The organism is Novosphingobium sp. 11B, assembly GCF_054589055.1.
The window spans coordinates 1-517 of sequence record NZ_BAAILP010000155.1 but is presented as its reverse complement, the minus strand read 5'-3'; the positions used below and the strand labels follow the sequence as shown (position 1 = coordinate 517).

The window sequence follows — 517 nt, the reverse complement described above, 5'->3', positions numbered from 1 at the left end:
TCTACGACAGCCTCTACTGTGCCCGTGGCCAAGCCGAAAACCTCATCAAACTGCACAAGACGCAACTCGCCAGCGATCGCACCTCGTGCCGCTCGGCCAACGCAAACCAAATGCGGCTCATCATGCACACCGCCGCGTTCTGGCTCATGTGGCGCATCCGGCGGGCCATCCCAAGGGCCTCCGCTCTTGCCACCGCCGAGTTCGCCACCTTGCGCCTGCGGCTCCTCAAGGTCGCCGCCCGCGTCATCGAAACCGCCACCCGCATTCGTGTCGCCTTCGCTTCCGCCTGTCCCGACGCCGCCGTGTTCCAGGCCATGGCCGCCGCGCTCAGGATAACCCCGACTTAGCTTGGGCGGCCATGCCGCAGAACGCTCACACCCCGCCCTTCAACCCAGCAAACCTCTCGATCCCACGCGATGAAAAAGACGCTACGATCCCGCGCGACCTGATTACGTGGAAAATCCGCAAGCAGGTGCGCGCTCGGGAATGCAGGCGCTCAATGAATAGGATGGGCTAG

At 63.8% G+C, this 517-nt stretch carries 1 protein-coding gene; it reads left to right on the top strand.

Annotation, left to right across the window (positions count from 1 at the left end):
• Positions 1-347 (top strand): transposase (locus ACYPYD_RS14320; protein ID WP_459663784.1); only part of this gene is annotated, 347 nt, incomplete at its 5' end.
• Between the last annotated feature and the right edge of the window lie 170 nt (positions 348-517).